Annotated in this window: 10 protein-coding genes; 1 reads left to right on the top strand and 9 read right to left on the bottom strand. The window is 47.0% G+C overall.

What is annotated here, in order from left to right:
- Positions 1-282: 282 nt before the first annotated feature.
- A complete protein-coding gene (locus KTG14_RS12670; RefSeq protein ID WP_216971265.1) occupies positions 283-627 on the bottom strand; it encodes a DUF6176 family protein in 345 nt (114 codons plus the stop codon).
- A 184-nt stretch (positions 628-811) separates the two neighbouring features.
- Here KTG14_RS12670 and KTG14_RS12665 point away from each other — a divergent pair, with 184 nt between their 5' ends.
- A complete protein-coding gene (locus tag KTG14_RS12665) occupies positions 812-1,744 on the top strand; it encodes an iron-hydroxamate ABC transporter substrate-binding protein (RefSeq protein WP_216971264.1) in 933 nt (310 codons plus the stop codon).
- Between the two features lie 69 nt (positions 1,745-1,813).
- Here KTG14_RS12665 and KTG14_RS12660 read toward each other — a convergent pair whose 3' ends face one another.
- The 8 genes from KTG14_RS12660 to katG form a co-directional block, all read right to left on the bottom strand.
- Positions 1,814-1,987 (bottom strand): Fe3+ hydroxamate ABC transporter substrate-binding protein, encoded by a 174-nt coding sequence (locus KTG14_RS12660; RefSeq protein WP_216971263.1) that lies wholly within the window; start codon positions 1,985-1,987, stop codon positions 1,814-1,816.
- A 22-nt stretch (positions 1,988-2,009) separates the two neighbouring features.
- Positions 2,010-2,564, bottom strand: a complete 555-nt coding sequence (locus KTG14_RS12655) for a hypothetical protein (protein ID WP_216971262.1) — start codon at positions 2,562-2,564, stop codon at positions 2,010-2,012.
- 165 nt (positions 2,565-2,729) lie between these two features.
- Entirely contained in the window at positions 2,730-3,809 is a 1,080-nt protein-coding gene (locus KTG14_RS12650) for a M42 family metallopeptidase (protein WP_216971261.1), read from the bottom strand.
- A gap of 20 nt (positions 3,810-3,829) precedes the next feature.
- Positions 3,830-5,458: an ABC transporter substrate-binding protein gene (locus KTG14_RS12645; protein ID WP_254178153.1), complete on the bottom strand. Its 1,629-nt coding sequence runs from the start codon at positions 5,456-5,458 to the stop codon at positions 3,830-3,832.
- Between the two features lie 201 nt (positions 5,459-5,659).
- On the bottom strand, positions 5,660-6,151 hold the full coding sequence (locus tag KTG14_RS12640; protein ID WP_216971259.1) for an LURP-one-related/scramblase family protein: 492 nt from the start codon (positions 6,149-6,151) through the stop codon (positions 5,660-5,662).
- An 87-nt stretch (positions 6,152-6,238) separates the two neighbouring features.
- Entirely contained in the window at positions 6,239-6,805 is a 567-nt protein-coding gene (locus tag KTG14_RS12635; RefSeq protein WP_216971258.1) for a DUF4256 domain-containing protein, read from the bottom strand.
- Between the two features lie 182 nt (positions 6,806-6,987).
- Positions 6,988-8,532: a histidine kinase N-terminal 7TM domain-containing diguanylate cyclase gene (locus KTG14_RS12630; protein ID WP_254178156.1), complete on the bottom strand. Its 1,545-nt coding sequence runs from the start codon at positions 8,530-8,532 to the stop codon at positions 6,988-6,990.
- A gap of 297 nt (positions 8,533-8,829) precedes the next feature.
- The gene (gene katG, locus KTG14_RS12625) at positions 8,830-11,079 is read right to left on the bottom strand and encodes a catalase/peroxidase HPI (RefSeq protein ID WP_216971256.1); all 2,250 of its coding nucleotides are present in this window, start codon (positions 11,077-11,079) and stop codon (positions 8,830-8,832) included.
- Positions 11,080-11,179 lie beyond the last annotated feature (100 nt).

Here is an 11,179-nt window from a genome sequence, read left to right as displayed (position 1 = left end):
CTTTTCTTTCGCTAATTGAATGTAATGAATCTTTAAAAAGTAATTATTACGATTTATAAAACCGAAAATTTTTTAGCCTCGTGTGGCAGCGGGCTAAAGATATGCTATGTATTGAAAAACTCTCGATCAAGCGGTTCGGTTGTATGAATCAATGCAAAGAGTAAATGTTACGATTTACATCATATACCTTAGTTTTTCATTGCGCAAGCACAATTTGGGCTGGATGTTATTTTTCATAAAAAAAAAGAGCCTGGCTTCTATTTCAGCCCGCTCTGGTCTCTATTACTTCATCAGGTTTCGGATATGTGGAGGAATCATGACCGCTTCGACTGATAAATCGACGGCTTCAAAATCAGGATCGATGCATTCCTGCCAGTACTCCATATGCTTTTCATCGATCCAATGCGTTGAAGTTTTCACCGCCTGCCCGCCTTTTCCCTGTATCGAATACCAATACAGATACTCGTTCCCATCCAGCGTCTCCCGGAAAATGGTCTCAATGTACATGTTCTCGCCTTCCAAGGTCACCAGAACTTCTTCCATGTGATCGTTCAAGAACTTCAGCCATTCGTCCACTGCTCCCGATTTTCCTTGTTTCACCCGAAACCGAGTTAACTCAATATTCACCCCGACCACTTCCTTTGAAATTTTTTATAATCGCCCGCCTTGCCCGACACTGGCAAACTTATCGAAATTATCTTCCATAAGTTTGTTGACAATACATATATGGAGAAGTAGGATTAAATAAGAATCTAATTGAAAATGATTATCATTATTGATAGACCATTTTCTACTAAAGGAGAAGAAGAACTTGAAAAAATCAGGATTATTGTTCGTGCTTTTACTGCTATTGGCTGTACTCGCTGCTTGCGGCTCTGCCGAATCGTCTGAAGATACGGGCGCTGCAGAACCGGAACAAGACGCAGCAGCGGAAACATTTACATACGAATCGGAAACGGGTCCCGTTGAAGTGCCGACAGACCCACAGCGCATCATCGCCTTGACGAACGGGCCGAATGTCTTGGCGCTTGAAGGCAATATCGTCGGCATCGACGAATGGACCAATGCCAACCCGCTTTTTGAAGATATGCTGTCCGATGTGGAAATCGTTACGGAAGACAATTTGGAGAAAATCATCGAATTGGATCCGGACCTTATCATCGCTGGCACACATATGAAAAATCTCGACAAGATGAGCGAAATCGCACCGACCGTTGCCTTTACATGGGGCAAACTCGATTATTTGGATCAGCAAGTGGAAATCGGCAAATTGCTCAATAAAGAACAGGAAGCGAAAGATTGGGTCGCTGATTTCCAAAGCCGCGCACAAGCTGCCGGTGAAGAAATCCGCGCCAAAATCGGTGAAGACGCCACTGTTTCGGTCATCGAAAGCGGCAATAAGGAATTCTATGTATTCGGTGATAATTACGCACGCGGCACTGAAATCCTCTATCAAGAAATGGGCTTGAACATGCCTGAAAAAGTCGAGGAACTGGCTCTTGAAGCGGGCGTCCACACGTTCTCGCTCGAAGTATTGCCTGACTTTGCAGGGGATTACGTCGTCCTCAGCAAAAACCCGGATGTCGACAACTCATTCATGGAAACCGATGTCTGGAACAATATCCCTGCCGTAAGCGAAGAGCGCGTCATTGAAATCAATACGAAAGCTTCGACTTATAGCGACCCGATCACACTTGACCATTTGCTTGGCATCTTTGAAGAAGGATTCCTTGCCGAAAGTTAAGCCATTTGAAAGCCCCCGTCCGAACGGCCTTCCACACCCCCCCGGAAGCCGTTCGGACGGGGGCTTTCGTTATTTTTTGCTTTTCGAGCACGCATCGCAGGTAAACTTGGCCTCTAGTTTTAAGTACGCTTTGACCTCCGCGAACCCTTTGCGCTTCGGGTAACGCATCTGGAGCTCCACTAATTCACCGCCCTCGATTTCCCTGCCGCACACTTGGCATTTTGGTGGTTCATTGATGAACATCATCATCCCTCCTGCTCAATCGTTATTGTTTCAAGCGCTCTGATAAACCTTGGTCGTCTATATAAGTGAACTTGCCGATCTTGCCTTCTTGGACGGTCGAGAATAACACGACGCCTCCCACTTCAGCGTGCTGCTCTTTTCCGCCTTTTTTCTGAAACGCCACTTCTGCCGTGAACAGGTAGCGGTTCGCCACCGTATCGCTCAACTCGATGTCCACGTCTTCCAAGCGCAGCTCATAGCCATAAATATCAGCCAATCCTGGAAAATAGGTGCCGAATACCCGCATGAATTGATCCAATTCACTGTCGGTGAAATAGGCTCCATATTTGTCGTCCACTTGCTGTTCAAATGCCTCATTCACTTCGACGCCATCCACGATTTGTTTGTTGGCAGGATTCCACATCGCCTCCAAAAACTCCTCGTCCGGCCCGTTGAATTGCAGCTCCAATACGCGCTCAATCGTCTCCATTTTCGGGTCATCGGCTTTCGCCGCCATACACCCGCCTATGGTGAAGACTGCCGCGATCACGGCCAACACCGCCAGCGCCAGCTTCAATTTGCTTGCTCCTTTCTGCACCCCGATCATCCCCTTTGTTTATAATACGAAATAACTAGGGTTAAGTTTCAATTTTCTGGAATTTAAGGAAATTTGCTTAGAAGTCATACATTCCACAAAAGAAAAAACGCCTTTCCCTACGCTCCCCCTAAGGTTCACGAGTAAAAAGGCGTTTTTGGAATGCTATTAGGTATCCAGGAAGCTTTTTCCGTTTAATTCATTCGACGATAAAATAAAGTGTTTCACCAATTCTACTGTATGATCCAAATCTTCCAGATCCACGATTTCAATCGGTGTATGCGTATAACGGGAAGGAATCGAGACGACGCCAGCTGACACCCCTTTATGCGTCATATGGATTGCGCCGGCATCTGTGCCTATACCCATAAAGATTTCCTGTTGATACGGAATCGCTTGCTCTGTGGCCACTTTTTCCAACAAACCCGTTACTAAAGGATGTGAGATCAAGGACTTATCCGTAATCTTGATGCATGGCCCTGCTCCCAGTTTTCGTGTGCCGGTCATGAGCACATCATTCGTGTCACTCGTCGGCGTCGTATCGATTGCCAAAGCGAAATCCGGATGCAGGTTTGCGCTCAAGACGGAAGCGCCGCGCAGCCCGACCTCTTCCTGTACAGTGAATGCGAAATGGATATCGCCATGCGCCAAATCGGCTGCTTGGTGGAATTCATTGATCAACTTCAGCAAGACGGCACAGCCCGCCCGGTCATCCAAGGCTTTCCCGACGACGCGGTTTTGCTTGGCATCACCGATTAATTTCAATTCGCTGCCATAGCTCACTGGCTGGCCCACTCTGACGCCCATTTGCGCCACTTCTTCAGGCGAAGCCGCCCCAATATCAATATACAGTTCCCGGTGCGAAGCAATGCGCTTCGGGTCATCCCATTTCACGTAATGGACAGCGAGCGTTCCGATGACTCCCTGGATGTAGCCATCATCACCTTTGATCGTCACCGGCTGGGCCAGCAAGGTGCGGTTATCGAATCCACCCAGCTGTTCGAAGCGCAGCGTGCCATTCGCTTCGATCTTTTTAACAATAAAGCCGATTTCATCCGCATGCGCAGCGAGCAGAATCGACGGCAAGGAAGCATCCGTCGCCGGAATCGTGGCGATGATATTTCCGAGCGGGTCCACTTCGCAGGTCTCCACTTTATTTTCTATTTCAGCCTTGATATAGCGTTGTACATCTTGTTCGAAGCCGCTTGGCCCCACCAACCCACATAATTCCTTCAATACTTTATACACAACTGCTCAACTCCAACTACTTAGTTTGATAGATATACATCAGTCATTAAATCGTTGCTCATCGGATGCGGATTGTAATCTTCCACATAATCGCTCTGTGCCAAAGGCGGTGTCGTATACGCGAGCATTACCCACGGCGCGTCTTCCTGGAACAATTGCTGGGCTTCTTGGTACAGCTCCGTCCGTTTGTCCTGGTCGATTGTTTCACGTGCTTCCGTGATCAACGATGTGAATTCGTCGCTCTTATAGAACGCGATGTTTTGTGCAGGCACTTCGGCGTTTGTTTTGCTGAGGTTCGGATACAAGAAATTGTCCGGGTCCGCCATAACCCCAGTCCAGCCATACATAGCCATGCTGTGCTTGCCGTTCTTCGTATCTTCCAAATAAGTCGCCCATTCAGACGACACGATTTCTGCCGTGATGCCAATTTCCGCCAAGTCCGATTGGATCGCTTCCGCAATTTTCATCGGTTCCGGCAAATAAGGGCGCGGATTGCTCATCGTGTGCAGTTCCGTGGTAAAGCCGTCCTCGAAGCCGGCTTCCGCCAATAGTTTTTTCGCTTCTTCTACATTGTAATCGTATTTCTCCAGCGACTCGTCGTGGCTCCAGAGAGAAGGCGGCAGCGGGCTTGTCGCCGGGTCTGCCAGCCCGTTATAAAACGCATCGACGATTTCCTCTTTATCGATCGCCATATTGATGGCCTTGCGCACTAAAGGATCATCGAATGGCTCTTTTTCCATATTGAACGCCATATAGCCGATATTGAAACTTGGGCGTTTAATCAGTTCAATGCCTTCCGTGTCTTCAACAATCGTCGTATCGCTTGCATTCATGCCATCCACAATATCGATTTCCCCTGTCTGCAAGGCATTCAAGCGTGCAGAGTTTTCGGGAATGACTTGGTAGATGACTTGGTCAAGATAAGGCTTTCCTTCCATCCAATAGTCTTCGTTTTTAGACAGCGTAATCGTGTTATTGCGGTTCCATTCCTCGAACTTGAACGGCCCTGTGCCGACCGGATTCTCGCCGATGCCAGCTCCGTATTGTTCGATCGCTGCAGGGCTCGCGATCCCGAACATCGAAATCGCTAAATAGCTAAGGAACGGTGCGGTTTTTCGCTTCAACACGATTTCAAGTTCGTGCTCACCAGTCGCTGTCACCGATTCAATCAGGTGGTTTTCGTCTCCTTTAAATCCTCCATACAGGAACGGATAATAAGGAAAATCCCCTTCATGGTACGGGTTTTCCGGATCCATCCAGCGCTCAAAATTAAAGACGACGGCCTCTGCGTTAAAATCGGTGCCGTCATGGAACTTCACGCCTTCGCGCAGCTGGAATGTCCAAGTCAGGCCATCTTCGCTCGAACTGTAATCAGTCGCGAGTTTCGGCTGAAGCTCTAAATTATGATCATACTCCAATAGAGTTTCGTATATATTATGCGTGACCCGGATCGATTCACCGTCTGTCACATTGATCGGATCCAGACTGACCGAATCGGCGCCGCGCCCATACACCAAGGTGCCGCCGCTCTTGTCGTCTTCCGATGCAGTGCCGGCCTCACTTTCCGTATTATCGCTAGAACATCCAGCCAATAACACGATCCCAAATGCGATGAACAAATAAAATAAATTGCGAACTTTCTTCTCCAACCGGCTTCCGCCTCCTTTTTTGCTCTCTTTCTCTAGCACAGTGAAGTTTTAGAGAAAAGAAGATATGTTCAAGTATAAAGTTATTTGAATTGATTTTCAAATCATTTTTTTCAGAAAATTTTAATATTCACAAAAAAACACTCACTTGTAAAGTGAATGTCTTTTATTATTATTCATCTGTAAAGGATTAACGCGTCTTTCTTATCCTCCTGCAGAAGCAGCTGCTTGATCTGCCTTTACGCAATCAATAGCCACAACCAGTGAAATGACGAGATGCTCCATCGTTTCATCTAGGATATCTACTTGATACGTGTCTCCCCAGCTGAGCCATTGTTTGCTTACCGAACCGATAACTTGCCCGTGGCGAAGAATATCAAAGCTCATTTCCCACCAATCCCCCTCAACATCGATGCCTTCCGCTTCAATGGCATAACGCGGCTTTAAAAAAGTGAATTCTTTCTTGATCGTGACAGCTTCCTGGCCATCCACTTCCACAAAGAAAGTCGGCAAGAAACTGAAGGTCTTTTTCGTGATAACTCCAATTTCCTGGTTTTCAGCGTCCAAGATTGAAAAGGTCTTCGGGATTTTCAAAAAACTTCCTTCTACAAAATAGCGGTCCTGTTCTTGCTCGTCTTTAACCGTGAATTTCTCGCTCAAGCTGAACACTTTTTGTTTGATATACAGTTGCTTCATAATAACTTCCTTTCTGGTTTCTGCTATCGGGTCTCCCCTTGCTGCCAAGTCCATCCGTGTGGTTCCACGTGAAACATCTTCACTCGTTCATACTTTCAAAATTCCCCTAAACCCTCTTGCGGCGTAATAGGAATCAGCTCCGTTATGGTAAACAAAAACCTGTCCGTACCTGCAATCACCAAAAATCGCACCACCCCGTTCCCTTATTTCAGGCGGTGTCTCTAGCCAGCTCGACGTTTTTAAATCGAACTCGCCCAATGTCTGGAGCAGCCTGTACTGGTCTTCTGTCAACAATTCAATGCCGATCTCATTGGCCCTGTCGACTGCTGAATTTTCAGGTTTGTTCTTCTTACGCGCTTCAAGCGCCGTTCGGTCATAGCAAAGGCTTCTGCGTCCTGCAGGGCTTTCTTTTGAGCAATCGCAAAACAAGAACATGCCAGTCTCCACTTCATAGCCGATGACGTCCGGTTCACCGCCGGTTTCCTCCATTTGATGCAAAATCGCTAACTTCTCTGGGTTTTCGTTCAGCTTCAGCAAGACATTGTCCCAGCCCATCTTTTCGTGGCGTTGTTCGTTTTGTTCAAAGCGTTGTTTCAAGGTTTCGAGCAAATCCTGGCTTTGCTCTTGGGTCAACTGTTTGTTACGGGCACACATGTAATAACCTCCTATTCCAACGTATGATTTTTGAAAATCCGTGCTGCTGCCTTCTTCATCTTACTTTTGACATACCGCATAGTTTCTCCTGCTTAGAGGTTTTTTTGACAGACGCAAAATTTGAGGGAAATTAAAAGGCATCTCTTATGAATTGAATTCATAAGAGATGCCTTTTTCTTATTTCACTTAATGGATCCCATTATTTTCTTGTATACAGACACTTGATCTCGCCCATTCTGTTTCGCTGCATAAAGAGCGATATCCGCTTTCTTTAAGAGCTGCTGCAAGCTTCCGTTCGTGCTTTGAGCGACGCCCATGCTGACTGTGGCTGAAATCCTTCTTTCACCGGTGACAAGTGGATGCAGCTGCAAATAATTCCTGAGTTCATTGCCCACTTGCTCCGCTTTCTCCACTGTATGTCCTTTTAACGCCAGAACAAACTCCTCCCCACCGTAACGGGCGAAAATCTGTCCTTCTTGCAATTTGTTTCGGCAAATTTGGGCAATATGGACAAGAACTTGGTCGCCTATATCGTGTCCATATGTATCATTGATGGCTTTAAAGTGATCAATATCCATGAGAATGACCGAAAAAGGAGCGGAACTCTCAATAGCTTCTGCAAAATTCTCTTCGCATTGCCGCAAGAAAGCGCGCCTGTTGTAAACTTGGGTCAATTCGTCGTAAAAAGCTTGGCGTTCCAATTGCTCCTGCAGTTTTTTCAGCTCGGTCACGTCTGTGAAAATAAGCAGCAAGCCTTCACTGCTGCCGCCATGTTTCATGGTCGAGGCGCTGATTTGGTAGATGCGCTCTGAATGGCCTATAACGGCTTGAATTTCCTGAAGGCCCGTGCTCGCCAGTTCGACAGGAAACCGTTCCCCTGCCAGTCGCAGCCAAATGCTTTGAAACTCCATGCCATACATAGACTTATCCAAAAGCGGAAAACTATTCTTCGCAGCCCGGTTAAACTCTATCAACCGGTGAGATTTATCGAGCACAATGACGCCGTCTTTAATATTATTGAAAATGATATCTTTCGCCACTGGCATAATAGCAAACAAGGTCGATGAGCTAATCGCCCAAAAATATAAAACAGACGATAGCCATAGCACCATTGGCACCGGATCTAACCCGCTCGGTGTCACGCCAATCAAATACAAAAAAGCCGTCAGCATCGGGAGTAATTGCCCGAACAGTAATGCCACTAGCTGTGGAAGATAAGCACGGGCAGTTTCTTTCCACTTGGACAGCAAAAGTCCAAAAGCCACAAACATGCAGGAAAAGATGTAAAGGCCGTGAACAGCATACCAGGTCCCGATTTCTTGATAGATGAACGGCATGCCCATCGCGGGATCGGCTTCGAATACCCGGTAGTGCAGCCCATGCCAATCGTTGGTGATGACCATGAACAAGGTAATGGACGGCACAATCATTAGGGACCAAAACCCAGTCCTTGTTACATTAATCCCCAAATAGCGCATGATGAATAGTAAACCGAGAGGCGCAGAGAACGGCATGCCGACGTATTGGATAATGGTCCAAAATTTCATCTGCCCAAGTGTATTTGCCATTAACGCCATTCCCGAGGCGAAGCAATAAATGCCGATTGCCGCGGTATAGAGCAAGAAATAATGCGCAATTTCCGAATAATTATGACGCTTCCGGAAAACGTATATAAGTAAAAATAGGATAAATACAGTCGACGTACAAATTAAGGTAAGATATACCATCAGCGGGGAATGCACGGAAGACACCCCTCTTTCACTCTTTTTAATCTTAATGTAGCATAATCTAATTGAAAAATATTGAAAACTTTATCGAATAAAAAGAAATTTTTTACTTCAATTAGAAAATTACAATCGCATATGTCAACTTCTCCATTTTTTTATTTTCATTTAATTGAAACGATCATTTCGGAATCACTTTTGGTAAATTTTTTCAACAAAAAATAACTTCGGCAGAAGCAAACGTCATTTTGAGCCCATAAAAAAACCGGCCAGCAAAATGCTGGCCGGCCAGTGTCTCATTTAGTTCTGCAAATCGTAGCGATCGGCATTCATCACTTTGTTCCATGCTTTGATGAAGTCGCGGACGAATTTTTCTTTATGGTCGTCTTGTGCATAGACTTCAGCAACCGCACGCAGGATGGAGTTCGAGCCGAATACGAGGTCAATGCGCGTCGCAGTGCCAGCGGATTCGCCGGTTACAAGGTTCTTGCCTTCGTATTTGTTGAACTCAACCGGTGCCCATTCGATATCCATATCCAAGAGCTTCGTGAAGAAGTCGTTGGTCAAGACGCCGACATTATCCGTCAAGACGCCTGCTGTAGAGCCTTCGTGGTTTGCGCCAAGTGCGCGCATGCCGCCGACCAATACAGTCATTTCCGGAGCTGTCAGGCCAAGCAATTGTGCTTTATCCAACAGCATTTCTTCTGGGCTTGTTGCGTATTCTTTCTTGTGATAGTTTCTGAAGCCGTCGGATAGCGGCTCAAGTACTTTGAAGCTTTCGGCATCGGTTTGCTCTTCAAGAGCGTCTCCGCGGCCTTGCGTGAATGGCACTTCAATATCGAAACCGGCTGCTTTGACCGCTTGCTCGATCGCTGCGTTCCCGCCAAGGATGATCAAGTCAGCGATGCTTACTTTGTCGCCTGTTTCTGCTTTCAAATGCTCATAGAAGTAAAGCACTTTTTCCAACTCTTCCGGTTCGTTGGCATCCCAATTGCGCTGTGGTGCAAAGCGGATGCGCGCACCGTTTGCGCCGCCGCGCTTGTCGGAACCACGGAATGTGCTGGCAGAAGCCCAAGCTGCTTTGACGAGCTGCTGCGGGTTGATGCCGCTTTCCAGGATTTTCGCTTTCAGTTCACTTAATTCTTTGTCTTTCAACGTTCCTGGAGCTGCCGGTACCGGATCTTGCCAGATCAATTCTTCTTGTGGAACTTCTGGTCCCCAGTAGCGGACTTTCGGGCCCATGTCGCGGTGAAGAAGTTTGAACCATGCACGCGCGAACGCATCTTGGAACTCTTCCATGTTTTCGTAGAAACGACGGGAAATTTTTTCATACTCCGGATCTACGCGAAGCGCCATATCCGCAGTTGTCATCATCGTTTTCACTTTGATAGAAGAATCTTCTGCATCCGGTGCCATTTGCTCTTCAGATAGATCTTTCGCTGTCCATTGGTAAGCGCCAGCAGGAGATTTCGTCAATTCCCACTCATAGCCTAACAATTGCTCGTAGTAGCCGTTATCCCACTTTGTCGGGTTGGCAGTCCAAGCGCCTTCAATGCCGCTTGTAATCGTATCGCGCCCTTTTCCTGAACCGTATGTGCTCTTCCAGCCCAGTCCTTGGGTTTCCATGACGGCCGCTTCCGGATCGTCGCCTACATTGGAAGGATCGCCAGCGCCGTGCGCTTTACCGAATGTATGTCCGCCTGCGATGAGTGCTACTGTTTCTTCATCATTCATCCCCATGCGCGCAAATGTCTCACGGATATCGAAAGCACTTGCCAACGGATCCGGTTTACCGTTCGGGCCTTCAGGATCTACGTAAATCAAGCCCATTACAACTGCTGCAAGAGGTTCTTCTAATTCACGATCTCCTGAATAACGGTTATCTGACAACCACTCTTTTTCATTGCCCCAGTAGACGTCTTCTTCAGGCGCCCAAATATCTTCACGGCCTGCACCGAATCCGAAAGTTTTGAAGCCCATCGATTCAAGTGCCACGTTGCCCGTCAAGACAAGCAAGTCAGCCCATGAGATTTTGTTTCCGTATTTTTTCTTGATCGGCCAAAGCAAACGGCGTGCCTTGTCCAAGTTGACGTTATCCGGCCAGCTATTAAGCGGTGCGAAACGCTGGTTTCCGGTAGAACCGCCTCCGCGGCCATCGAGTGTACGGTAAGTCCCGGCAGCGTGCCAAGACATACGGATGAACAATCCGCCGTAATGGCCATAATCTGCTGGCCACCATTCCTGGCTATTGGTCATCAAGTCGCGAAGATCTTGTTTAAGTGCATCGTAATCCAATTTCTCGAATTCCGCTTGGTAATCAAATTCTTCCCCTAAAGGATTCGTTTTTGTGTCATGCTGATGCAAAATGTTGATGTTCAGCATATTCGGCCACCAGTCTTTATTTTGCGTTTTGCCTGGCTTGTTCGAAGTCGTGATGGCGCTGTCCTGGTGTCCGCCCGTTTGGCTAGTAGGCTGTTGCCCACCGGCGCCCGTGAATGGGCATTGTGCGTCTGATGCTGCAGTGTGGCGCTTTTGTTCGTTGTTATCCATCTTGTCAAAACCTCCCAATTGATAATGAAAAAAGGTGAACTTTTATCCAACAGTCATTTTGCTGGATATTGCCAATTGCATATAATAATTCTTACATTAG

The organism is Planococcus sp. CP5-4_YE (assembly GCF_019042655.1).
In the GTDB taxonomy this organism is placed as follows: domain Bacteria; phylum Bacillota; class Bacilli; order Bacillales_A; family Planococcaceae; genus Planococcus.
The sequence above is the reverse complement of the archived record's forward strand: the minus strand, read 5'-3'. Positions and strand labels throughout refer to the sequence as shown.